Origin of the sequence: Nocardioides sp. CPCC 206348 (genome assembly GCF_048654705.1) — a bacterium.
In the GTDB taxonomy this organism is placed as follows: domain Bacteria; phylum Actinomycetota; class Actinomycetes; order Propionibacteriales; family Nocardioidaceae; genus Nocardioides.
The window spans coordinates 1-862 of the sequence record NZ_JBMCZA010000030.1; the positions used below are offsets into that span (position 1 = coordinate 1).

The window sequence follows — 862 nt, forward strand, 5'->3', positions numbered from 1 at the left end:
CAGGTGAGCAAGGCGCTCAAGGTGCTGCCCGTCCTCGAACAGGCCTTTCCGTTCTACCGCCAGCTTGTAGCGATCAGGGATCGCGCAGCGCGCACCCTCCCAGGAGTTCCGTCATGAACAGCACTCAGCCCACTCACCCTCGCCGCATCGTCATCATCGGTGCCGGTCACGGCGGCACGAACGTTGCTGCGCTCCTGCGACAGCACGACTACGAGGGCGAGGTCATCCTCGTCGGCGACGAGGACACCTGGCCCTACCAGCGTCCACCGCTGTCGAAGGACTACCTCAAGGGTGTGATGAGCGAGGACGAACTCCTCATCAAGCCCAAGGACTTCTACGCCGACCAGCGCATCGATGCGCGCTTCGGCAACGCAGTTGAGGCCCTGGACACCAAGGCTCGCACGGTGACTCTCGGGGGTGGCGAGAAGCTCACCTACGACGCCCTCGTGTTCGCGACAGGAGCGGCTCCGCGAGTCCTGACGATCGACGGTGCCGCTCTGGACGGAGTCCACTACCTGCGCAACCACGACGACGCGCTGAGGATCGCTGCGGAGACCGTGGCCGGTGCCCGGATCGCGATCGTCGGCGGGGGCTACGTGGGCCTCGAGGTCGCTGCCTCTGCGCACCACCTCGGAGCATCGGTCGTCGTTCTCGAACGTGAGGACCGTGCCCTGGCCCGGGTTGCGGGAGTGGATCTGGCCGGCTTCCTCTCCGCCTACCACGCCGCCCGGGGCACTGAGATCTGCACTGGCGCCGACGTCGTACGTCTGGAGGGGGACGCCTCCGGCAAGGTGGCCGCTGTCGTCCTCGGTGACGGGACACGTCACGAGTGCGACGCGGTCCTCGTCGGGGTGGGTGCGAT

Annotated in this window: 1 protein-coding gene; it reads left to right on the top strand. The window is 67.1% G+C overall.

The genetic code is table 11. From position 1 onward, the window contains the following. Nucleotides 1–113 precede the first annotated feature (113 nt). On the top strand, nt 114–862 hold a 749-nt coding region (locus ACOADB_RS00895), incomplete at its 3' end, for an NAD(P)/FAD-dependent oxidoreductase (protein ID WP_378596039.1).